The 20,541-nt window shown below is 67.3% G+C and carries 21 protein-coding genes; 10 read left to right on the top strand and 11 right to left on the bottom strand.

The features are described from left to right. Nucleotides 1–4 precede the first annotated feature (4 nt). Nucleotides 5–613 (bottom strand): ClpP family protease, encoded by a 609-nt coding sequence (locus ACFTWF_RS17300; RefSeq protein ID WP_378462422.1) that lies wholly within the window; start codon nt 611–613, stop codon nt 5–7. Between the two features lie 281 nt (nt 614–894). Here ACFTWF_RS17300 and ACFTWF_RS17295 point away from each other — a divergent pair, with 281 nt between their 5' ends. Beyond that, on the top strand, nt 895–1,581 hold the full coding sequence (locus ACFTWF_RS17295) for a low molecular weight phosphatase family protein (RefSeq protein WP_378462421.1): 687 nt from the start codon (nt 895–897) through the stop codon (nt 1,579–1,581). Here the strand turns inward: ACFTWF_RS17295 and ACFTWF_RS17290 are convergent. Genes ACFTWF_RS17290 through ACFTWF_RS17280 form a run of 3 tightly spaced genes read right to left on the bottom strand, consistent with a single transcriptional unit; the run spans nt 1,565 to nt 4,702 of the window. Next, on the bottom strand, nt 1,565–2,722 hold the full coding sequence (locus ACFTWF_RS17290; protein WP_378462420.1) for a sulfotransferase family protein: 1,158 nt from the start codon (nt 2,720–2,722) through the stop codon (nt 1,565–1,567). The genes ACFTWF_RS17295 and ACFTWF_RS17290 overlap by 17 nt on opposite strands. Nucleotides 2,723–2,741: 19 nt before the next feature. After that, a complete protein-coding gene (locus ACFTWF_RS17285; protein ID WP_378462419.1) occupies nt 2,742–3,530 on the bottom strand; it encodes an SDR family oxidoreductase in 789 nt (262 codons plus the stop codon). 5 nt (nt 3,531–3,535) lie between these two features. Continuing rightward, nucleotides 3,536–4,702: a hypothetical protein gene (locus ACFTWF_RS17280; RefSeq protein WP_378462418.1), complete on the bottom strand. Its 1,167-nt coding sequence runs from the start codon at nt 4,700–4,702 to the stop codon at nt 3,536–3,538. Nucleotides 4,703–4,793: 91 nt separating this feature from the next. On the opposite strand from ACFTWF_RS17280, the gene ACFTWF_RS17275 reads away from it, so the two are divergent. The 5 genes from ACFTWF_RS17275 to ACFTWF_RS17255 all read left to right on the top strand — a co-directional run bounded on the left by ACFTWF_RS17275 (nt 4,794) and on the right by ACFTWF_RS17255 (nt 10,119). Further along, nucleotides 4,794–5,717, top strand: coding sequence for a helix-turn-helix domain-containing protein (locus tag ACFTWF_RS17275; RefSeq protein ID WP_378462417.1), 924 nt, complete (start codon nt 4,794–4,796; stop codon nt 5,715–5,717). 116 nt (nt 5,718–5,833) lie between these two features. Continuing rightward, nucleotides 5,834–6,751, top strand: a complete 918-nt coding sequence (gene cysD / locus ACFTWF_RS17270; protein ID WP_378462416.1) for a sulfate adenylyltransferase subunit CysD — start codon at nt 5,834–5,836, stop codon at nt 6,749–6,751. Beyond that, nucleotides 6,751–8,601: an adenylyl-sulfate kinase gene (cysC, locus tag ACFTWF_RS17265; RefSeq protein WP_378462415.1), complete on the top strand. Its 1,851-nt coding sequence runs from the start codon at nt 6,751–6,753 to the stop codon at nt 8,599–8,601. The genes cysD and cysC overlap by 1 nt, the downstream gene beginning before the upstream one ends. After that, on the top strand, nt 8,591–9,721 hold the full coding sequence (locus ACFTWF_RS17260) for a 3'(2'),5'-bisphosphate nucleotidase CysQ (RefSeq protein WP_378462414.1): 1,131 nt from the start codon (nt 8,591–8,593) through the stop codon (nt 9,719–9,721). The genes cysC and ACFTWF_RS17260 overlap by 11 nt, the downstream gene beginning before the upstream one ends. After that, nucleotides 9,718–10,119 carry a nuclear transport factor 2 family protein gene (locus tag ACFTWF_RS17255; protein ID WP_378462413.1) on the top strand — a complete coding sequence of 134 codons (402 nt, stop codon included), beginning with the start codon at nt 9,718–9,720 and terminating at the stop codon, nt 10,117–10,119. The genes ACFTWF_RS17260 and ACFTWF_RS17255 overlap by 4 nt, the downstream gene beginning before the upstream one ends. On the opposite strand, the gene ACFTWF_RS17250 is transcribed toward ACFTWF_RS17255, so the two are convergent. Next, nucleotides 10,074–10,388, bottom strand: a complete 315-nt coding sequence (locus tag ACFTWF_RS17250) for a hypothetical protein (protein ID WP_378462412.1) — start codon at nt 10,386–10,388, stop codon at nt 10,074–10,076. The two genes, ACFTWF_RS17255 and ACFTWF_RS17250, sit on opposite strands and share 46 nt — an antisense overlap. A gap of 269 nt (nt 10,389–10,657) precedes the next feature. Between ACFTWF_RS17250 and ACFTWF_RS17245 the strand changes: the two genes are divergently transcribed. After that, on the top strand, nt 10,658–11,650 hold the full coding sequence (locus ACFTWF_RS17245) for a phosphotriesterase (RefSeq protein ID WP_378462411.1): 993 nt from the start codon (nt 10,658–10,660) through the stop codon (nt 11,648–11,650). Between the two features lies 1 nt (nt 11,651). Continuing rightward, a complete protein-coding gene (locus tag ACFTWF_RS17240) occupies nt 11,652–12,305 on the top strand; it encodes a TetR/AcrR family transcriptional regulator (RefSeq protein ID WP_378462410.1) in 654 nt (217 codons plus the stop codon). Here the strand turns inward: ACFTWF_RS17240 and ACFTWF_RS17235 are convergent. Next, nucleotides 12,299–12,925, bottom strand: a complete 627-nt coding sequence (locus ACFTWF_RS17235) for a TetR/AcrR family transcriptional regulator (protein WP_378462409.1) — start codon at nt 12,923–12,925, stop codon at nt 12,299–12,301. The genes ACFTWF_RS17240 and ACFTWF_RS17235 overlap by 7 nt on opposite strands. 192 nt (nt 12,926–13,117) lie before the next feature. Between ACFTWF_RS17235 and ACFTWF_RS17230 the strand changes: the two genes are divergently transcribed. Continuing rightward, nucleotides 13,118–14,494 (top strand): MFS transporter, encoded by a 1,377-nt coding sequence (locus tag ACFTWF_RS17230; RefSeq protein ID WP_378462408.1) that lies wholly within the window; start codon nt 13,118–13,120, stop codon nt 14,492–14,494. On the opposite strand, the gene ACFTWF_RS17225 is transcribed toward ACFTWF_RS17230, so the two are convergent. The 5 genes from ACFTWF_RS17225 to ACFTWF_RS17205 all read right to left on the bottom strand — a co-directional run bounded on the left by ACFTWF_RS17225 (nt 14,403) and on the right by ACFTWF_RS17205 (nt 19,549). After that, nucleotides 14,403–15,683, bottom strand: a complete 1,281-nt coding sequence (locus ACFTWF_RS17225) for a hemerythrin domain-containing protein (protein ID WP_378462407.1) — start codon at nt 15,681–15,683, stop codon at nt 14,403–14,405. The two genes, ACFTWF_RS17230 and ACFTWF_RS17225, sit on opposite strands and share 92 nt — an antisense overlap. Nucleotides 15,684–15,713: 30 nt before the next feature. Continuing rightward, nucleotides 15,714–16,373, bottom strand: coding sequence for a TetR/AcrR family transcriptional regulator (locus tag ACFTWF_RS17220; RefSeq protein WP_378462406.1), 660 nt, complete (start codon nt 16,371–16,373; stop codon nt 15,714–15,716). Between the two features lie 121 nt (nt 16,374–16,494). Then, nucleotides 16,495–17,502 carry an NADP-dependent oxidoreductase gene (locus ACFTWF_RS17215; protein WP_378462405.1) on the bottom strand — a complete coding sequence of 336 codons (1,008 nt, stop codon included), beginning with the start codon at nt 17,500–17,502 and terminating at the stop codon, nt 16,495–16,497. Nucleotides 17,503–17,507: 5 nt separating this feature from the next. Next, nucleotides 17,508–19,022: a class I adenylate-forming enzyme family protein gene (locus tag ACFTWF_RS17210; RefSeq protein ID WP_378462404.1), complete on the bottom strand. Its 1,515-nt coding sequence runs from the start codon at nt 19,020–19,022 to the stop codon at nt 17,508–17,510. A 44-nt stretch (nt 19,023–19,066) separates the two neighbouring features. After that, nucleotides 19,067–19,549, bottom strand: a complete 483-nt coding sequence (locus ACFTWF_RS17205) for a MaoC family dehydratase (RefSeq protein ID WP_378462403.1) — start codon at nt 19,547–19,549, stop codon at nt 19,067–19,069. Nucleotides 19,550–19,711: 162 nt separating this feature from the next. Between ACFTWF_RS17205 and ACFTWF_RS17200 the strand changes: the two genes are divergently transcribed. Beyond that, the gene (locus tag ACFTWF_RS17200; RefSeq protein WP_378462402.1) at nt 19,712–20,539 is read left to right on the top strand and encodes an SDR family oxidoreductase; all 828 of its coding nucleotides are present in this window, start codon (nt 19,712–19,714) and stop codon (nt 20,537–20,539) included. The last annotated feature ends 2 nt before the right edge of the window (nt 20,540–20,541 follow it).

Below are 20,541 nucleotides of genomic sequence, written 5' to 3'. Positions count from 1 at the left end.
GGCGTCACAGTCCAATTCTCGGGGCAGTGGTGTGCGGGGCGATCTCGGCGAACGAGGACACGACACGATCGACGATCCCGTAGTCGCGGGCCTCGTCGGCCGTGAACCAGCGGTCCCGGTCGCTGTCCTCGGCGATCTCCTCGACCGGATGACCCGTCTCGGCCGCGAGGATTTCCTGCGACTGGCGCTTCATCCGTTCGAGGCTCTCGGCCTGAATGGCGATGTCGACGGCGGTGCCACCGATGCCTGCCGACGGCTGGTGCATCATGATGCGGCTGTGCGCCAGGCTGATCCGCTTGCCGGGGGTTCCCGAGCACAGCAGCACCTGTCCCATGCTGGCGGCGAAACCCATCGCGACGGTCACCACGTCGTTGGGTACCAGTTTCATCGTGTCGTAGATGGCGAGGCCGGCGAAGACGGAGCCGCCCGGAGAATTGATGTAGAGCACGATGTCGCGTTTGGGGTCGGCGGCCGCGAGCAGCACCAGTTCGGAGCAGACCCGCTCGGCCATGGCGTCGTCCACCTCGCCGGTGAGGAGGATCGTGCGCTGGCGAAACAGTCTGTCCGCCAACAGGTCGCGGTAGTTCAGGTCGGGGAGTGCGGCAGTGGTCATGTCTCAGTACTACCGCCGGACCGGCGCCGAACCCGCGATTGTCTGCTGTGGGCAGACGACGACACCGGATGTCCCGCGGGGCGGACCGGAGTGTGACGCAGATCGCGTGGGCGGCGAACCTGCGCGCCGGCGGCCGTGAACTGGGGGTTCGCGAGGGGAAATGACCGGGAGAAGTCCGAGAAGTGAATGTCCTGCCACTATTGGGTGAACGGGAAAAACAGACCGCTCGGACAGTGGAATCGACCGCGCGCGAGGGGGACCTTGCTGTTTAGGGTGCCCTCATGCACGTTCTGTTCGTCTGTAGCGGGAACGTCTGCCGCTCACCGATCGCAGAGCGGCTGACGCGCGCATACGCGGCGGTCCACGATCTGCCGCACCTCACCGCCGAGAGCGCGGGGGTGCGGGCCCTCGTGGGCTTTCCGATCGAACCGGTTGCCGCGCGCGTCATCGAAGGTCTCGGTGCGAGCGCCGACGGTTTCCGGGCCCGTCGCCTGCGGCCCGAGATGATCAAACGCGCCGACCTCGTCCTCGCGATGACCGAGCAGATCCGGGACCGTTCGCTGGAACTGCTTCTCGGGACGAGCCACTGCACGTTCACACTTCCGGAGGCCCGCCGGATCGTCGTCGACACCGGGGCCCGCACCGTCCCCGAACTCGCCGTCGCCCGCCGCGACTACGGGGAGGTCGACGAGCCGAACATCAGCGACCCGGTGGGGCTGGCCGAATCGGCGTTCACGGCAGTAGGCGATCGGATCGCGGCCGAACTGATTCCCCTGCTCGACGCTCTGGATCTCGAGAGCGGCGAGAAGAGGGAACCGGAACGCGAACCCGAGCCAGGGCCCCAACCTCGGGTTGAGGCCGAACCCCAGGCAGCCCCGGTCCTGCACCTGCCGTTGTCGCCGCGGCCGTTGATCGCGGCGCGGGCGGCGTCGTCGATTCTCGACTATCCCCTCAGCTGGTCGCGCTGAACTGGTAGTTCGCGAATCTCTCGTCCACCTGCTCGGCGGTCAGCCCGAATTCCTCGAGCGTGTACTTGTGCGCGGGGCGGCGGTCGCCGCGGCGACTGTCGGCGTGCATCGCCTCCATCGCGCCCTGGGCCGGCGCCGTGAGGTCGAGGCCGAAATGCGTGTAGATCCCTTCCACAGTGCCGAGTGGGTCGGCCACGAAGTCGTGGTAGTCGACGTCGACGAACTGGGCAGGATCGTGTGCGGCGCGCGCCGCGGTGAACTGTTCGAGGCCGCGGGCCCACAGTTCGAGCTGACTCTCGCCGATGACGCCGCCCCGGAATTTCTCCGACCATCCTTCCGTCGCCTGTTCCGCCAGGCTGCACACCGACGGAACGATCGTGCGCGGCGGCCGATGGGTCTGGATGATCAGTGCGTCCGGATAGACCGCCAGTAGTTCGTCGAGCGCGAACAGGTGGCTGGGGTTCTTCAGCACCCAGCGGCGATCCCGATCGGGCAGCCCGATCAGTTGCAGATTCTTCCTGTGCCGTCGATATGCGTTCGTCCAGTCCTGCCGTTCGAGCCAGCGCGAGTACGTCGGCAAAGACGCCAGGCATTCGTAGGAGATCGATTTGAAGGTCTGCCGCAGCAACTGCCAGCACTCCTCGACCTCACCGGCCGACATGTAGTGCACGCCCATGAATTCGGGGCGCTCGACGTGGTGACGGCTGAACGACTCCTCGATCTTCTGGAACACGGGATTCGATTCCCAGGTGTCGCGCGGCGGCCGCGGTTGCGGCATCTCGGTCAGCCACATCTCCAGGCCCTGATGCGACGGGTCCGCGGTGAGCAGCCGGTGCAGCGCCGTCGTCCCCGTGCGGGGAAGCCCGGTGACGAAGATCGGCCGCTCGATCCGCACGTCCGCGTGCTCGGGATATTGCTTCCACGCCGCCTCGCTCAGCAGGCGCGCCACCAGGGCGCCGCGGAGAAACACCCGGGACACCTTGCTGCCGAGCGGGGTCAGCTGCTCGTCGGTGTGATACGAGTCCAGCAGGACGCCGAGGGCCTCGGTGTAGTCGTCCACGCCGAAATCGGTGAGACCGGTCAGGCGCGTGGCCGAGGCGTGCAGGTCCTCGACGGTGCCGACGGTGGTGCGCTCGCTCATGATGCTCCGGTTCTGCTCGCTAGTGATGGAATTCGCCGCAGTTGACGTCGAGGCACTGGCCCGTCACGCCACTTGCCAACGGGGAGGCCAGGAAGATCACGGCGTCGGCCACCTCGTCGGTGGTGGGAAGCCTCTTCAGGTCGGTGTTGGCGGCGGTGTGTTCGTAGATCTGCTCGACTGTCGTCCCGTATTTCTCGGCCTGGTGCGTGAAGTACTGTTTCAGCGTGTCACCCCAGATGTATCCGGGAGCAACGGAATTGACGCGGATCCCCTGCGGCCCCAATTCGGTGGCGAGGGACTGCGACGTGGCGAGCAGGGCGGACTTGGCCATCTTGTAGCTGCCGTACCGCTCCTGGGAGTGCCGGAGCACCATCGAATTGATGTTCACCACCGCCCCGTTCGCCTCGGCGAGGGCGGGCGTGAACAGTTGGGTGAGGCGCAGGGCACCGAGAACGGTCAGCTCGAAGCTGCTGCGGATGTGGTCGAAATCCGTGCGGGCCAGCGGTTTCATGGACGGAACCGTGAACGCGTTGTTGATCAGGACATCGACCGTGCCGTACGCGTCGGTTGCGGCGGACACCAGGTTCTCCGCCGAGGCCTGATCGGTGATGTCGGTCGGCACCGTCACCGCGCGACGCCCCGCGGCGATGATCTCCTTCGCCACCTCGTCGAGGCGCGACGCGGTGCGGGCCGCCAGCACCACGTCCGCGCCCGCACCTGCGCAGCGGACGGCGAGCGTGCGCCCCAGGGCGGGTCCGACGCCGGAGATGACGACCACCTTGTCCTGCAACAGTTGTGGAGCGCTCACGGCGGTCACCCCAGCATCCGGTCGGCCACCGCGGCCTGGCGTGCGGCGATGCGGTCGGCGAAGTCCTCGGGCGAGATCTTGTTGGAATCGTAATAGGGCAGCGACCGATGGATCTCGTCGAACTTCACGACCTCGATCCGGGGTCCGTCGTCCGGGGTCAGTTCGCGGGAGACGCGCTGCCAGCGGAATTGCAGGTACCCGCGGAGGTGTCCGACGGTGGCGATCCAGTTGGCGACTCCGGGATTGTGCTCGGTGACGACGAGACGGATGTGGTCGTCGGGATCCACCTGGGACTGGGAGACGTTCAGCGAGGTCTGGTGGTTGACGTAGTCGAGGGAGATGTACCACATGCTGCCCAGCTGAAAACCCTGATAGGGCACATCGGCTTTCGGGACGGTGATGACGATCGCTTCGTTCTCGGCGAGTTCGTAATGTCCCACGGAGGAGTACTGCGTGGCGAGACCGCCCGGTGTCAGCCGGGGTTCGGTCATCGTGTTCACCGGCAGGTTCAGGTAGAACCACTCCGGGAACTGCAGCCAGGTCTTGACCCGTGACACCAGTGCTGTGCCGGCGCGGGCGTAGCGCTTCTCGACGCTCTCGCGGGTGAGGGGCGCGGGGGTGGTGCCGATCGTGTCCGCCCGGGCGATGCGGATGGTGCCGCGCCGCTGACTCCAGTCGCTGTACACCTCCCGGACCACCAGTTGCGACGAACCGGGCGCGAGGGTGAAGTAGTTGCGCCGGCCCGCGCTCTCGTCCGGGCCGAACCGCACCTCGAACGAACCGTCGTCCGCGATGTCGATCTCCCGGTCGTCGAACGCGGTTACGCTGCCGGGAACGTGTGCGGCCGAGTAGTTTCCGTTCAATATCTGGAAACTCAGGTCGGCGGTGGTGCCGCGCCGCCCGGTGACCACGTATTCGACGTCGTCGTCGATCCGCGCGCCGAAATAGAGCGTGTCGGGGTTGTCGAGGCCCATCTTCATGTGGGGGCCGGTGCCCGAGATGAACGTCGGGTGCGACCGTTCGGTGGCCCACGCGGCGTGCGTCGTCGCGAGAATGCCGCCGGCGAGGTACTGGTAGCCCTCCAGCAGGTCCTGTTCGGTGCGGATGTGAGGGGCGCTCTCGATCAGTTTCTCGGCCTCGGCCATGGCGTCGGCGAATGGGTCGGTCAGCACACCGTGCTCCTCACGAAGGGGTGGTACAAATATGTACCTGTGTGGTAGAACGTTGATATCCGACAATAGAACGTGTTCTAGGGAGTGGTCAATGGGGCACGAGGACGAGGCGACCGACCGGGCCCAGGGCCGGCGGTCGCCGCCCACCGAGCGGGTGGTGCAGGTGCTCGACTTCCTGGTGGCGCGCAAGGAGCACCGCTTCGGGTTGTCGGAACTCGCCCGGCAACTCGACATCAGCAAGCCGACGTGCCTGGGGATACTCACCGAACTCGCCCGCGGCGGCTACCTCGTCCGGGACCCCGCAACCAAGACGTACGGCCTGGGCCCGGCGCTCATCGCGGCCGGGCGCGCCGCTCAGCAGGGGTTCGCGGCCGGGCCGGTCGCGCGCAGGCATCTCGCCGCGCTCAGCGACGAGTTCCGGACCACGTGTACAGCGTCGGCGGCGGTCGGCGACCGCATCGCCGTTCTCGAACTGCCCAGCCCACCGGGCGTCCGGGCCGCCGCCAAGGTGGGGGAGATGTACCCGTTCGCACCGCCGGTCGGGCTGATGTACGTGCTGTGGGACGGCGACGACGCGCTGCAGTCGTGGCTGCGGCGGGAGCCGACGTTGCCGGTGCGTCTCGATCGGGCCCGCTTGCGAATCGTGGTGGAGGAGTGCGCCCGCACCGGGTATCTGGTGGAGACGCTCACTCCGGTCGGTCAGCGCCTGCACACGCTCATGGCCGGCGTCGCCGCGCACGACCTGCCGCCGGAGTTGCGCGACGTGCTCGGCGACATGGTGTCCAGTCTGGGCGAGCGGGTGTACCTGGACGCCGAACATGCGGACCCCGCCGCGCCGCACCCCGTCAGTCTCATCGCCGCGCCGACGTACGACGCCGAGGGGCACCAGGCCATGGTCCTGACGCTCTACGTGGGGGCCGAACTCGCGCCGTCCGACATCGCGCGACGAGGGAAGGCCCTCGCCGCGGCCGCCGACGCGATCACGGCGGAGGTGGGCGGTCGCCGGCCCGGGTGACGATCGGGCATTGACCGCAATCTGGAACACGTTCTATTCTCGGAGGTGCATTCGTTTTCGACCGGCCTGGTCCAAATATGAACCACCGGTATGGCACTCGCGACGAGGAGTCGCCCATGACCGCACCGCCCGTGTACGAGTTGTCCCACCTCGGCGCGCTGGAAGCAGAGGCCGTGCACATCTTCCGGGAAGTGGCCGCCACGTTCGAGCGTCCGGTGTTGCTGTTCTCCGGTGGCAAGGACTCGGTGGTGATGCTGCACGTGGCCGCCAAGGCATTCTGGCCCGCACCGCTGCCGTTCGCCGTCATGCACGTGGACACCGGCCACAACTTCGACGAGGTCATCGAGTTCCGCGACCGAACCGTCGCCCGCCTCGACCTGCGGATGGTGGTGTCGAGCGTGCAGGACGACATCGACGCGGGGCGGGTCAGCGAGGAGACCGGGCCGCGGGCGAGCCGCAACAGGCTCCAGACCACCGCACTGCTCCGCGGCATCCGCGACAACGGCTTCGACGCCATCTTCGGCGGCGCCCGCCGCGACGAGGAGAAGGCCCGCGCGAAGGAGCGGGTCTTCAGTTTCCGGGACGAGTCCGGGCAATGGGACCCGCGGGCGCAGCGTCCGGAATTGTGGAGCCTCTACAACGGCAGACACCGCAAGGGCGAGCACATCCGGGTGTTCCCGCTGTCCAACTGGACCGAACTCGACATCTGGCAGTACATCGGCGCGGAGCGGATCGAGCTGCCGCCCCTGTACTACGCGCACCGGCGGGAGGTGGTCCCGCGCGACGGAATGCTGTTGGCGCACACACGGTTCCTGACCCTGCTTCCCGGGGACGAGCCGTACGAGGCCCTCGTCCGATTCCGGACCGTCGGCGACGCCACCTGTACGGGCTGCGTCGAATCCTCGGCCACCACCGCCGCGGCCGTCGTCACGGAGGTCGCCGCGAGCAGGCTGACCGAGCGCGGGGCCACCCGGGCGGACGACCGGATCTCCGAGGCCGGCATGGAAGACCGCAAGAAGGAAGGGTACTTCTGATGCCGCAACTACTTCGGGTCGCGACCGCGGGCAGCGTCGACGACGGCAAGTCCACCCTCATCGGCCGGTTGCTCTACGACTCGAAGGCGATCTTCGAGGATCAGCTCGAGGCGGTCGAACGGACCAGTCGCGAACGCGGCGACGAGCACGCCGATCTGGCACTGCTCACCGACGGTCTGCGCGCCGAACGCGAGCAGGGCATCACCATCGACGTCGCACACCGCTACTTCGCCACACCGCACCGCAAGTTCATCATCGCGGACACACCGGGCCACGAGCAGTACACCCGGAACATGGTGACCGGGGCGTCGACCGCCGACCTCGCCCTGATCCTCGTCGACGCCCGCAAGGGAATCCTGGAGCAGACGCGGCGGCACGCCTTCATCGCCAGCCTCCTCGGGATTCCCCACCTCGTGCTGTGCGTCAACAAGATGGACCTCGTCGGGTGGTCCGAGGAGCGGTTCGAGGAGATCAAAGAGGAGTTCCGGCAGTTCGCGATCAAACTGGAGGTCCACGACCTCACGTTCGTCCCGGTGTCGGCGCTGCGCGGCGACAACATCGCACAACGCACGGTCAACATGCCGTGGTACGAGGGCGCATCGCTGCTGCACTACCTCGAGCAGGTGCACGTGGCGTCCGACCGCAACCTCATCGACGCGCGGTTCCCGGTGCAGTACGTGGTTCGGCCGCAGCGCCAGACCGATTCGGAGTTGCACGATTTCCGCGGCTACGCAGGCACGGTCGCGAGCGGCGTGTTCAAACCGGGCGACGAGGTGGTGGCGCTGCCTTCGGGTTTCACAACGACGATCAGTGCCATCTGGGGTCCCGGGGGAACCCGCCTCGACGAGGCGTTCGCGCCGTCGGCGGTGTGCATACAGCTGGCCGACCAGTTGGACGTGAGCCGCGGAGACGTCCTGTGCCGCCCCAACAACCGTCCCCTCGTCGGGCAGGAACTCGACGCGATGGTCTGCTGGTTCAGCGAACACTCCGCGCTCACACCGGACGCGCGGTACACGCTGCTGCACACCACCCGCGCGACGAGGGCGTCCGTCGAGCGGCTCGACTACCGGCTCGACGTCAACACCCTGCACCGGGACGAGTCCGCACAATCGCTCTCGCTCAACGAGATCGGCCGCATTCAGTTGAAGACGGCGCAGCCGCTGATGTTCGATCCCTACCGCCGCAACCACGTGACGGGCAGTTTCATCCTCGTCGACGAGTCGACCCACAACACGGTGGCGGCGGGGATGATCACCGGGCCGACGCTGTCGCGCACGAAGGTGGTGTGGCATGCCGCAGCCGTGTCGCGGGAGGAGCGGGCCTCCCGGGGGCGCACAGTGTGGCTGACCGGACTGTCGGCGTCGGGGAAGTCGACGGTCGCCGTGGAACTGGAGCGACGACTGGTCGCGTCCGGAGTGCCCGCATACCGCCTCGACGGCGACAATCTGCGCCACGGACTCAACGCCGACCTCGGTTTCAGTGCGGCGGACCGCGCCGAGAACGTCCGCCGCGTCGGCGCCGTGGCGGGTCTGCTCGCCGACTCGGGGGTGGTCGCGATCGCCTCGCTGATCAGCCCCTACCGCGCCGACCGGGACCGGGTCCGGGAACAGCACCGGGCTGCTGGGATCGACTTCGTCGAGGTGTTCGTCGACACGCCGGTGGAACAGTGCGAGGCGCGGGATCCCAAGGGCATGTACGCGAAAGCGCGCGCGGGGGAGATCTCCGGTTTCACCGGGGTCGACGATCCGTACGAGGCCCCCGAGAACGCCGAACTCGTCCTCCGGCCCGAGGACGGCACGCCGGCCGAACAAGCCGAGAGAATTATGGAATTGTTGAGACGTGACCACTGACGCGCGACTCGCGGCCGACATCGCCTCCGGTGCCGGCGCCCTGCTGTTGGACATCCGCACCGCGGGACTCGGATCGGCGGACGGTCGTGAACTGGGCAGGCGCGGCGACGTCGCCGCCGACGCGTTCATCCTCGGCAAGCTCTCCGCGGAGCGACCGGACGACGCGGTCCTCTCGGAGGAGTCGGCCGACGACCGGTCGCGGCTGGAGAGCGCGAGAGTGTGGATCATCGATCCGCTCGACGGTTCCAAGGAGTACGGCCTGCCGGGGCATTCGGATTGGGCCGTGCACGTCGCGCTGTGGGAACGCGGTCGCGGCATCACGGCGGCCGCGGTCGCGCAACCGGCGCTGGGAGCCGTGTATGCCAGCGACGACGACAGTCATGCGGTGCACGCCGAGCAGCTCCCGGCACGCCCGCGCATCGTGGTGAGCGCCAGCAGGCCGCCGGCCTTCGTCGACGCCGTCGCGACGGAGATCGGTGCCGAGGTCTCCACCATGGGTTCGGCGGGCGCGAAGGCGATGGCCGTGCTCCGCGGAGACGTGGACGCCTACATCCACGCGGGCGGTCAATGGGAATGGGACTCGGCCGCACCGGTCGGCGTCGCGATGGCGGCCGGTCTGCGCTGCTCGCGGATCGACGGAACGCCGTTGGACTACAACGAATCCCACCCCTATCTGCCCGACCTCCTGATCTGCCGGCCGGAGTTGGCGCAGCCGCTGCTGGCCGCGATCGCGAAGCACGCCACCGACACCGCCGACAGCGGTCGGGTCGCGATGGCCCGCGCCTACATCGACGCCCTGGTCAGTCACGACGCCACGAAGGTGCGTCTGGCGGACACCGCGTGGCGGGTGGAGAACGGTCAGCGCACCGGCGAATCAGGGGCCTTCATCCGGGACGAACTCGAGAACGGCCCGCAGTACCAGGCCATCCAGGCCGTCCGCGAACTGTCCTTCCACGAATGGGGCGACAACGTCGTGGCCCGGTTCCTGCTCGATCTCGGGGCCACCCCCACCGAGGTGACGTCCGTTCGGATCACCGAGCACTTCGACATCCCGGCGGGGGCGATCCAATCCGTCATGGCCATCATCGAACCGTCCTCCGTCGAAAGGGAGAACCGATGACCCCGGATGAGTTGGTCACCCAATTCTGCGCCGAATGGATCGAGCCCGATCCGGCGAAGATCGCCGGATATTTCGCGGAGGACGCCATTTATCACAATATTCCGATGGAGCCGGTGATCGGGCGCGACGCGATTCGTGAGTTCATCGCCGGTTTCATCGTGGCCTTCGGTGGCATCGATTTCCGGGTACACCGGCAGGTCACCGACGGAGGGCAGAGCCCCAACGCCGACGAGTCGAGCGGCGTGGTGATGAACGAACGGATCGATGTGTTCACCCTCAACGGCACCGTCGTCGAGTTGCCCGTCGTCGGCGTCTTCGAGATCACCGGCGGCAAGATCACCACGTGGCGCGACTACTTCGACATGGCGCCGATCCAGGCCGCGGCCGGTGGCGGATAGCGGCCCCAGGACTCACCGGCAATCCACTTCCACGGTTTGTCCCAGTGTCCGGGCGGTGGCACGAACGGCAGCTGTCCCAACTGCCCGGGCGGTGGGACGAACGGCAGCTGACCCAGCTGTCCGGGCGGTGGAACCACATCGGGGACCGAGATGCCGGGAATCGGCGGTGGCCATGGGTCGGCATTTGCCGTACCGGTGCCAAGCCCCAGTACGCTGAAGCCCAGCGCACCGGCGATCACGGCCCCCGTCGCAGTCTTCTTCAGGTTCATCGTGAACTCCTCTTGCGTCTGCTCTACCACTGGCTGTGGATGGGCACGCCGGTATACACGCTTACAGTGTGCGCGTGTGCGCACTGCTGTGGGTTACGCATGGGAATCGTGTGGGAAGTCGGAGCGTCGCGTTGACGTGTCGCGTCCTGGATTGGGTTGCCTGTCGCGGGGACGACCCACCGCGAAGTAAATGTTGACGTCAGATTCAAGTTAGTTCTACGCTGATCCGGGGGTATGACGACCGTCACATCCGGAGAGGGCGAGCCTGCATGAGTCAGATCAACACGGTCCGCGGACCGATCGACAGCGCCGAACTCGGACGCACCTACATGCACGAGCACGTGTTCGTGCTGACCCCCGACGTGCAGCAGAACTACCCCGAGGAATGGGGGAGCGAGGACGAGCGGGTCGCCGACGCCGTCGCCAAACTGCGGGCGCTGGCCGAGCAGGGTGTGCGAACCATCGTCGACCCCACCGTCGTCGGACTCGGGCGGTACATCCCGCGCATCCAGCGGGTCGCCGAACAGCTTCCCGAGCTGAACATCGTTGCCGCGACAGGGCTCTACACCTACGACGACGTGCCGTTCTTCTTCCACTACCGGGGTCCGGCGCTCGACGCGATGGTGGGGGCCGCGGTCCCGGACCCTATGGTCGACATGTTCGTCGAGGACATAGAGGAGGGGATCGCCGGCACCGGGGTCCGTGCGGGCCTGCTCAAGTGCGCGATCGATCATCAGGGGCTCACGCCGGGGGTCGAGCGGGTGATGCGGGCGGTCGCGAAGGCGCACCGTCGCACCGGTGTCCCCGTCACCGTGCACACCCACCCCGGCAGCGAGGCCGGGTGGCACGTCAAGCGGGTGATGTGCGACGAAGAGGGGATGCGGCCCGACCGCATCGTGCTCGGCCACAGCGGTGACAGCACCGACGTCGAGCACCTGACCAGCCTCGCCGAGGCGGGCTTCGTCCTCGGAATGGACCGGTTCGGCATCAACCTCGAGACCACGTTCGAAGCGCGCGCCGACACGCTCGTCGAGATGTGCCGGCGCGGATTCGCGGGGCAGATGGTCCTGTCGCAGGACGCCTCCTGCTACATCGACTGGATCGACCCCGCCCTGATGTCCGCCCTGCCGCAGTGGCACTACCTGCACATCGAGAACGACGTGCTTCCCTACGTCCGGGAGCGGGGTGTCACCGAGAAGATGATCACCGAGATGCTCGTCGAGGTGCCCCGTCGATACTTCGAGAACGTCGAAGCCTACTGACATGTCGCGCCCGCGAATCGCACCGACGGCACCCGTCACGGCCCGGGGTGTCCGCACCCGCGACCGCCTCGTCGCCGCGGCCCGGGTGGTATTCGAGCGGGACGGATACCTCGACGCCCGCCTGGTCGACATCAGCAAGGAAGCCGGACTGTCGACCGGATCCTTCTACACCTACTTCACCGGCAAAGAGGAGGTGTTCGCGGCGGTCGTGGAGGTGACGCAGAACGACCTGCTGCATCCCGGGATGGAGCGGGTCGAGGACGAGGGCGACGTGCACGCGGTGGTGGAGGCGAGTATCCGGGCATACCTGCACGCGTGCCGCCGGAATGCACGACTGCTGGCGCTGCTCGAACAGGTCGCACACGTCGACCCCGCCTTCCGCGATCTGGAGCGCTCGCGGGACGAGACCTTCTTCCTGCGTAACGCGCGAGCGATCGCCGATCTGCAGGACCGCGGTCTCGCCGACGCGTCGCTCGATCCGATGCTGACGTCGAAGGCGTTGTCCGCCATGGTCGGAAGGACGGCCTACGGCTACTTCGTCGGGCCGCCGAGCGAGCGGAGAGCGCTCACGTTCGAGCAGTTGACCGCCGGGCTCGCGCGGATGTGGACGAACGCGCTGCGCGTCCCGGACCGCGTCCGAGATGCCCCTCAGTAACCGGGCGCGTGGAGGATGCGCAGGACGAGATCGGCGTTGATGTCGCCCAGCTCCGCGGGCGTGAACTCGCCGTCGGGGCTGTACCACCGGCAGATGTCCACCGCGAGCGACATGATCGCCAGGACCGCGACGCGGGGGTCGGGGATCAGGAACACCCCCTGATCGATCCCGTTCTGCACCTCGCGAATCGCCGCGACCCGGATCTGGAGGCGGGTCTCGGCCACCACCTCATGGTGTTCGGGGCTGAGATGCCTGCTCTCGTATTGCGCTATCCGTGCGCGCCGGAAATTCCGGGCGTGCATGACGCTGAACTCCCGAACCAGTGCCCGGACGCGATCGATCGGGTCGGTGAACGGTGCGACGGCGCTGAGCACCAGGGCGAGTGCGCGCTCGTTCGATCGGCGGACCAGTTGGAAGAGCAGATCTTCCTTGGACGGGAAGTGCACGTACATCGCGGAGGGGCTCATCCCTGCCATCGTGGAGATGTCCCTGGTGCGGGTGGCTTCGAAACCCTTGTCGGAGAACAGCGTCGTCGCCGCGCGGAGCAGGCGTTCCTCGGACGTCGGCGGACCGGGGCTCGGTTCGTCGGTCGCGGACACGTCGTCGTGCAGTTCGGTCATGGGTGGTCCTCTCCGCCGCATCGAGCTTCGTCCGTACCCTCACGATTCGGCAAGATCAACCCTCCCGAGTGATTGACATCACATAGCATGTCCCACACACTAAGCAAGCGCTCACTGAGTTGAAGTTGGCGTCATGTTCTGAAATTCGCAATCGCCACATCCACACGTAGACCTATCTCGAGGAGTGATCGGATGACTACATCCGCGGTGCAGCCGAGTAAGGACGCGGCCGGCGGTCAGGCCGTGCAGCGCAAGCGCGCTCATCGGAAACTGCTTGCGGCGGGACTCGTCGGCAGCTCGATCGAGTGGTACGACTTCTTCCTGTACGGAACCGCTGCGGCACTGGTCTTTCCCCACGTCTTCTTCCCCGACTCGTCGGCATTGACGGGCACCCTGCTCTCGTTCAGCACCTTCTGGGCGGGCTTCGTCGCCCGTCCGCTGGGCGGCCTCGTCGCCGGTCACTTCGGCGACAAGTACGGCCGCAAACCGGCCGTCGTCACGTGCCTGCTGTTCATGGGACTCGCGACGTTCCTTATCGGGTGCCTTCCCGGCGCCGCGACCATCGGGGTGGCGGCACCGATCCTGCTGGTCGTCCTGCGGTTCGTCCAGGGCATCGCCTGCGGTGGTCAATGGGGTGGGATCGTCCTGCTGCTCACGGAGTCGGCGAGCCCCAAACGCCGGGGATTCTCCGGCACCTTCGGCCAGATGGGTGTCTCGTTCGGCGTCCTGCTCGGCAACCTCGTGTTCCTGGGCGCCACCGCGGCCATCTCGAACGAGGCGTTCCTCAGCTGGGGGTGGCGCATCCCGTTCTTCGCCAGCGCACTCCTGTTCCCGGTCGTGCTCTACATCCAGACCAAGGTCGAGGACACACCCGAATTCCGCGAACTGCAGGAGGAGGCGCAGAAGAACAACGAGACCGTCGTCCGGGCACCGCTCACGCACGCGATCAAGGAGCACTGGCGCAAGATCCTGCTCGGATGCGGACTGCTCGCGGCCACCAACTCCCTGTTCTACATCTCCATCGCCGGCGTGCTGAGTTACGGCACCGCCGAACTGGGGATGAAGCGCAACGACCTCCTCACGATCTCCCTGCTCAGCGCCGCACTCACCGTCGGTGTCGTGCTGTGGTCCGGGCACATGTCCGACAAGGTCGGACGCCGTCCGATGATCCTGATCGGTGCGGCGATGATCATCGTGTGGGCGTTCCCCTACTTCTGGCTGATCAACACCCGGAACCTGCTGCTGTTCTTCGTGGCCGTCACGGTCGGCAGCGTCTTCCAGTCCATGACGTACGGGCCGATCGCCGCGTACATGGGTGAACTGTTCGCGCCCAACGTGCGGTACTCGGCGGCGTCGCTGGCATACCAACTGGCGGCGATCACGGTGAGCGGCGGCACCCCGTTCATCATGACCGCGCTGATCGCCCGGACCGGCACCACCACGTTCGTCGCCGTCTTCGTCGCGGTGATGGGGCTGGTCACGCTCCTCTGCGCGTGGAAGCTTCGCGAGACCAACCCCGCCGAGGTCCGGAACGATCCCACGGCCGTTCCCGGCGCCCAGTTCTACTAGACATTCCGGGAGGAGCACCTGACACAAGTGTGCCGTCACGTGCCTGCCGTCGCAGCGCCTCCAGATTCTGCCGCATCTGCGGCCGCATGTCCTGGTGCTGCGGCTGCAGGTGTGAGTAGAGCGAGAGCAGCGGGCGGTACGGCAGGATGTCGATCCGATACGAATGCGTGACCCGGGTCCCGTCGCCGTCTGCCCGGAACGTGTACGACCAGGTGGTCGAGTCGTGGTACAGCGGGTTTCGCCGGTCCGACACCGTGTGGAATTCGAACCTTTCGCCCGGCTCGGCGGCGATCACCTCGCAGACCCGGGACCAGCGCGCGTGGCGTGCGCGGTTGTGCCCTCGGAATCGGGCCCCCACGGTGCCCGGCGATGGTCCCGGCAGCCACGCGCAGCTGCGGCACTCGGGGCTACGTTCGCTGATACGGGTGACGTCGGCAACCGCGTCGTACAGCTGCCGGGCCGGGACACCGATCCACAATTCCGCCGACCCCTCGGTGCGCAGCGGCCGGTGAAGCCGTGGGCTCACGTCGAGATCGGCGCCCCACCGGGCGGCGCACGCCCGCCGATACGGCCGTTCGAACACATGGAGCAACATGAACCGGGTGGCGGGACCGACTTTGCGAACGGTGACGTCGTAGTCCACCCGATCGACACCGTCGACGATCCAGTGAGCTTCGACCCCCAACTCTCGCTTGGTCTTCGAGGCGACGAACACCCGCTGTTCCACGTCGTCCCACTGACGGCGAGTCAGGGTTCGGGCGACGACCGGCATCATCTCGTCCTCCTCACGCTGCAGATGCGGCAGCAGAACCTGTTCGAGAGCGGTGAGGGCATGCGAAAGATCTTCTCGAGCAGCCGGATGCACACGATATCCGATCGCCGCGGCGGTAACCCGCTCCATCTCGCGATCGATTCGCGCATGGTCGGCCTCCATCGCGTCGAGAAGTGCCCGGGCGCCCGGGTTCCCCTCACGGACCAGCGGCCACAGCCCGCGGTCCTCACCGCTGTGATGCAGGTGCAGGAAATGCATCATCCACACAAGATGATCGGCGAGGGCGACCCGTTGAGGCTGCGCGGGCGGAGGTGCTGTGCGCAAAACCTGTGCAGCCCGAGCGAGATCACGGCGCAGCGCGTTGTGCACGATGCGCATGATGCGCGTGTCGGCGGGAGGGAGAGTGTCGGTTGTCATTGACCTACTCCAGACAAGAGTGCCCCGGTGTCACACCGGGCGTTCGAGGATTTCTTCGATTCGGTCGATCAGCCAGGACCGGTAGCGGACCCGACTCCACCGGCATTCGTCCACGAGCAGGGCGTATACCTGGTCACCGGTCTGGACCCACAGTTCGTCGATCTGACCAGGATCTGGATGAGTGCCCATGATCAGGCTTGCGACGTCGGCGAGCGAGCGCCTGCGCTGCCCCTCCAACTCGGCAACGACCGCTGCGAGCGTGTCATCCGTCGTCGCACCCTGGCGAATTGCCCTCGCCAGGCGACAGCTGCGCTCGTTGATACCGGCAATCAGGCGCGCACTCATCTCGATGCGGTCGCCGGTGGTGCGCCCCGTTCCGATGGCCGTGTAGACCGGCCGGTCGGCCATCGGCACCTGCTCGTCATCGCCGGCGACGGCAATCTCCAGCGCCGACTTCAACAGGCCGGCCTTCGATCCGAACGTCGCGTAGACGGTTTCGACGGACACCGCCGCGGCTCGCGCAACATCCCTCATGCCGGTGCCGGCCCAACCGCGTTCGGCGAACAATCGGCTGGCGGCATCGAGTACGTCCGCCCGCGTCTGAGCTGCCTGCATCCGGCGCAGCGGAGATCGGTACCGGCGGGTTCCGGATCCGCCCGGCGCCGTCGAATCGGACTCGACCTTTGCCACACCCCAAGCCTAGAACGCATAAGTTTTCAATACAACACCGTTCAACCGATTCTGGCCCGCACACGGATGCGGCCGCCACCGGGGTACGGTGACGGCCGCGACGCGCCTTTCGAGCGTGCGGTCAGCTGATCTTCAGCACGAGCTTTCCGGTGTTGGCGCCGTCGAACAGCAGATTGAGAGTGCGGCCGAACGCCTCGACGCCCCCGGTCTCCACCTGCTCCCGGGTCACGATCTCCCCGGCGCGGATCCACTCCGACATCACCTCCATGCCCTCGGGGAACCGGTCGAGGTAGTCGAACACGATGAATCCCGTCATCGACGCCCGATTGACCAGCAGCGACAGGTACCGGGAGGGTCCGGGCTGGGGGTCGGTGGCGTTGTATCCGGAAATCGCACCGCACAGCGCGACCCGGGCGTTCTTGCGGAGCCGGGCCAGTGCGGCGTCGAGAATCTCGCCGCCGACGTTGTCGAAGTAGAGGTCGATGCCGTCCGGCGCGGCGGCGCGCAGGGCCTTCCCGACCGATTCGGACTTGTAGTCGATCGCCGCGTCGAAACCCAGTTCGCCGGTCAGCCACGCGCATTTCTCGGGGCCACCGGCGATGCCGATCACGGTAGCGCCCTTCAGCCTGGCGATCTGCCCGGCAATGCTCCCGACCGCTCCCGCGGCCCCGGAGATGAGCACGGTGTCACCCTTCTCCAGCCTGCCGACGTCGGTGAGGCCGAAATAGGCGGTCATGCCGGGGAAACCGAGGGCACCCAGCCACGTCGGTGCCGGGGCGAGCGACTCATCGACGGCGAGAGCGCCGCGGCCGTCGGAGAGCGCGAACTCCTGCACACCGAACTGTCCGGAGACCAGCTGCCCCTCCGCGAACTTCGCGTTCTTCGACGCGACCACCCGGCCGACGGCGTGCGTGCGCATCACCTCACCGATCGCCACCGGAGGCACGTACGACTTCACGTCGTCGAGCCATCCGCGCATCGCGGGGTCGAGGGACACGTAGTCCACCTTCACGGTGAACTCGCCGTCCGCGGGTTCGGGGACGGGTTCGGACGTGATCTCCCAGGTGGAGTCGTCGGGACGGCCGACCGGACGCTTCGCCAGCCGGACCTGCCTGTTCACGGATGTCACGATGTTCACCTTTCGGGTACTTCTGCGGTCAGTGCGTCATTTCTCAGAGCAGTCCTGTCGATCGACCGCTTGAGGATCTTTCCGGTCGACCCCTTCGGGAGGGAATCGACGATTGCGACGATCCGAGGAATCTTGTACGCGGACAGTCGTTTCCGCGCCCAGCTCGTCAACTCGCCGCCGTCCAGGCCGGACCCGGGGACGGTGGCCACCACGGCGGCCACCTCCTCGCCGTAGTGGTCGTCGGGAACGCCCACCACGGCGGCCTCGAGAATGTCGGGGTGCGTGTACAGGACCTCCTCGACCTCGCTCGGGTACACGTTGTAGCCGCCGCGGATGATGAGGTCCTTCACCCGGTCGACGATGCGCAGATCCCCGTCCGCGTCGATCTCGCCGAGGTCCCCGGTGCGCAGCCAGCCGTCCGGGGACAGCGCGGCCGCGGTGTCGGAGGGCCGGTTCCAGTAGCCCTTCATCACGGTCGCGCCCTTCACGAACACCTCTCCGACGGTTCCGGGCGGGCACGCGACGTCGTCGTGATCCCGCACCTCGACCTGCATCCGGGGCACCGCCCGTCCCGTGTAGCCGATCTTTGCGCCCCGGTCGATGTCGTTGAACGTGCCGAACGCGGTCGTCTCCGTGAGTCCGTACCCCTCCAGGATGGTGCACCCGAAGCGCGACTCGAATTCGCGGGCCACCTCGCCGGGCAGCGACGCGCCGCCGGAGATGGCGATGCGGAGCTGCGTGAAGTCCTGCGAGTCCGCACCGCCCGCGGCATGGAGCAGTGCATTCCACATCGTCGGAACACCGGCCATGATCGTGAGCCGGTCCCGGCGCAGCATGGCGAGCATCGCGGCCGGATCGAACCGGGCCAGCAGCGACAGCGACCCGCCACCGGTGAAGGTGGCCATCATGACCGAGGCCTGCCCGAAGACGTGGAACAGGGGAAGTCCCGTGCCGGTGCGGTCGTCGCTCGACCCGCGACTGCATTCGGCGCCGATCTCGCCGCCGGACAACAGGTTCCCGACTGTCAGCTCCGCGCCCTTGGGTCGCCCGGTGGTGCCGGACGTGTAGAGAATGGCGGCGGTGTCGTTCCCGCTCCGCTCGGCCGGGGTGACGGGCTCGGCGTCCGGAAGCGTGCCGGGTGCGAGCGTCCAGACGGGGATGTCCAGGGCGGCCGCGGCGTCGCCGATCGCGGGCCCGAGTTCGTGCCACCCGATGACGAGCGCGACGCCGGCGTCGGTGAGGACGTACTCGGTCTCGGGCCGGGTCGACATCGTGTTCACCGGGACCACCACGCATCCGGCCGCCTGAATTCCCAGATACGCCACCACGAACTCGGGTACGGAGGGTGCGGCCAGCAGAACCCGGTCGCCGGGGGACAGGCCGGCGTCCCTGAGTGCTCCTGCATACCGGGTGCTCGCGTCGCGCAGCTGTCCGTACGTCAGGGTGCTGTCCGCGCCGCGCAGTGCGATGTTGCCGGGAGTGGCGTCCGCGTGCCGGGACACCGGATCGAGCACATTCACCCGTGAGTACTTGTTAACCGCGGGCGGTTGATAAGTACTCACGGCTACTGTCCGGCCTCGACGACGCGGGCGACGGACTCGGACACGACCACCGGCTTGTCGGAGCCCTCACGCTCGACGACCTGGCTCATGGTCACCTGGATGCCGCCGCCGACCTGTTCGGCGGACTGGACGGTGGCACGCATCCGGATGCGAGAACCCACCGGCACCGGCGCGGGAAAACGGACCTTGTTGTAGCCGTAGTTCAGGCTGTGCGCGAAGCCGTCGAATCGCAGCAGGGTCGCCGACAGTGCCGGTCCGAGGGACAGGCTGTAGAGGCCGTGCGCGATGGTGCCGCCGAGCGGGCTGGCCGCGGCGCGCTCGGGATCGATGTGGATCCACTGGTGGTCGCCGGTCGCGTCGGCGAAGGCGTTGACGCGTTCCTGAGTGACGTCGTGCCATTCGGTGGGGCCCAGCTCCTTGCCGATCAGCGCGGTGAGCTCGTCGAAGCTCGCCGGACGAACGGGCAGTGCAGTGGTGTCGGTCATCTGTCTCCCTCAATTCCGAGTGGTGCAGGGCCTGGATGTGTCACGTTGGCTGGGTCGGAATTCGAGGTGTGATCTGAACCCCGACACTTGAACTTGACGACGGATTCAACTATACAAAAGAGAGACGCGAGTCACAATGCACGGCGCAGGAGAGGACACCTCGTGAAGGTTGCACAGAAGGTCGCCATCGTGACCGGCGGCGGGGGCGGTATCGGCGGGGCCATCGCCGACCGTCTCGCGGACCGGGGCGCCACGGTGCTCGTCGCCGATCTCGACCCGACCGCCGCGGCGGCGGTTGCGGACCGGATCAACGAACGCCTCCCCGGGTCCGCCCTCGCCGAAGGTGCCGATGTCGCCGACACCGAGCAGATCCGGCGCATCATCGAGCGCGCGGAGACCGAGCTCGGCCCGGTCGATCTCTACTTCGCCAACGCGGGCGTCGCGGGAGCACCCGGCCTCGATGCCGACGAGCCCGACTGGGATCTCGCGTTCGACGTCAACATTCGTGCCCACATCCGCGCCGCCAGGCAACTCGTGCCGAAGTGGGTCGAGCGCGGCGAGGGGTACTTCGTGTCGACCGCCTCCGCCGCGGGCCTGCTGACCCAGATCGGCTCGGCCACGTACGCCGTCACCAAGCACGCTGCGGTCGCGTTCTCCGAATGGCTGTCGGTCACATACGGAGACAAGGGAATCAGGGTCAGCTGCCTCTGCCCGATGGGGGTCGAGACCACGCTGATGCGCTCCGGCGAGAACTCGGGTGATCCACTCGGTGCCGCCGCCACCCGGGCCGTCGTCTCGGCGGGCGACGTGCTGCAGCCCGAGCAGGTCGCCGACATCGTGCTCGGTGCCGTGGACCGCGAGACGTTCCTGATCCTGCCCCACGAGAGCGTCCTCACCATGTATCGGCAGAAGGGGTCCGATTACGACCGCTGGCTGCGCGGGATGCGCCGCTACCAGAATTCGCTGCTGGAGCACTGTGACCCCCGGTAACG

Origin of the sequence: Rhodococcus sp. NPDC056960 (assembly GCF_042674125.1) — a bacterium.
In the GTDB taxonomy this organism is placed as follows: Bacteria; Actinomycetota; Actinomycetes; order Mycobacteriales; family Mycobacteriaceae; genus Rhodococcus_F.
This window is presented reverse-complemented; position numbering and strand designations above follow the sequence as displayed.

What these genes read in the sequence shown, in the direction of transcription:
- ACFTWF_RS17275 (WP_378462417.1), top strand. Translation starts at nt 4,794, where the DNA reads ATGGGGCACGAGGACGAGGCGACCGACCGGGCCCAGGGCCGGCGGTCG.
- ACFTWF_RS17235 (WP_378462409.1), bottom strand. Translation starts at nt 12,925, where the DNA reads ATGACCGAACTGCACGACGACGTGTCCGCGACCGACGAACCGAGCCCC.
- cysC (WP_378462415.1), top strand. Translation starts at nt 6,751, where the DNA reads ATGCCGCAACTACTTCGGGTCGCGACCGCGGGCAGCGTCGACGACGGC.
- ACFTWF_RS17300 (WP_378462422.1), bottom strand. Translation starts at nt 613, where the DNA reads ATGACCACTGCCGCACTCCCCGACCTGAACTACCGCGACCTGTTGGCG.
- ACFTWF_RS17250 (WP_378462412.1), bottom strand. Translation starts at nt 10,388, where the DNA reads ATGAACCTGAAGAAGACTGCGACGGGGGCCGTGATCGCCGGTGCGCTG.
- ACFTWF_RS17240 (WP_378462410.1), top strand. Translation starts at nt 11,652, where the DNA reads ATGTCGCGCCCGCGAATCGCACCGACGGCACCCGTCACGGCCCGGGGT.
- ACFTWF_RS17245 (WP_378462411.1), top strand. Translation starts at nt 10,658, where the DNA reads ATGAGTCAGATCAACACGGTCCGCGGACCGATCGACAGCGCCGAACTC.
- ACFTWF_RS17225 (WP_378462407.1), bottom strand. Translation starts at nt 15,683, where the DNA reads ATGACAACCGACACTCTCCCTCCCGCCGACACGCGCATCATGCGCATC.
- ACFTWF_RS17290 (WP_378462420.1), bottom strand. Translation starts at nt 2,722, where the DNA reads ATGAGCGAGCGCACCACCGTCGGCACCGTCGAGGACCTGCACGCCTCG.
- ACFTWF_RS17295 (WP_378462421.1), top strand. Translation starts at nt 895, where the DNA reads ATGCACGTTCTGTTCGTCTGTAGCGGGAACGTCTGCCGCTCACCGATC.
- ACFTWF_RS17230 (WP_378462408.1), top strand. Translation starts at nt 13,118, where the DNA reads ATGACTACATCCGCGGTGCAGCCGAGTAAGGACGCGGCCGGCGGTCAG.
- ACFTWF_RS17205 (WP_378462403.1), bottom strand. Translation starts at nt 19,549, where the DNA reads ATGACCGACACCACTGCACTGCCCGTTCGTCCGGCGAGCTTCGACGAG.
- ACFTWF_RS17255 (WP_378462413.1), top strand. Translation starts at nt 9,718, where the DNA reads ATGACCCCGGATGAGTTGGTCACCCAATTCTGCGCCGAATGGATCGAG.
- cysD (WP_378462416.1), top strand. Translation starts at nt 5,834, where the DNA reads ATGACCGCACCGCCCGTGTACGAGTTGTCCCACCTCGGCGCGCTGGAA.